We start from the raw sequence: 563 nt of genomic DNA on the forward strand, positions 1-563 counted from the left end.
TGTGTGACCTGAACGAGCTGGCCGTTGCTCAGCGAATCGCCGGGATTGTCGATCACGCGGTCGGTGGCCGCGAGGCCCGTCGTGATTTCCACGTGCGAGCCGAAATCGCGGCCGATATGCACGGTCTTCAGCTGAGCGCGGCCCTGGCTGTCGACCACCGCGATCGTCACGCCGTCCGGCCGGAACAGCAGCGCGCTGACCGGCAGATCGAGCGCCGGCGTACTCGCCTCCAATTGCAGATGCACCTGGGCATACGCGCCGGGCATCAGCACGCCGTCCTGGTTGTCGACGTCGACCTCGACGCGCAGCGTGCGGCTCGTCGGATCGATTGCGCCGGTGTTGCGCGCCACCTTCGCGGCAATGCGCCGGCCCGGATATTGCGGCGCGCTCAGATACACGACGGTGGCCGGCGTGACGTAGGGCGCATCGTCTTGCGGCACATCGACGAACACGCGCAACTCGCTCGTCTGCTGCAGATGAAACAGCTCGCCCGACATGCCCGCCGTGCCCGGCGTGCCGCCCGCCGTCACCAGGGCGCCGACATCGACCCTGCGCGCGGTGAC

Annotated in this window: 1 protein-coding gene; it reads right to left on the reverse strand. The window is 68.6% G+C overall.

The features are described 5' to 3' along the window. Positions 1-563 (reverse strand): efflux RND transporter periplasmic adaptor subunit (locus P0D89_RS53895; protein ID WP_408379805.1); only part of this gene is annotated, 563 nt, incomplete at both ends.

Source organism: Paraburkholderia sp. RL18-085-BIA-A (genome assembly GCF_046027075.1).
In the GTDB taxonomy this organism is placed as follows: Bacteria; Pseudomonadota; Gammaproteobacteria; order Burkholderiales; family Burkholderiaceae; genus Paraburkholderia.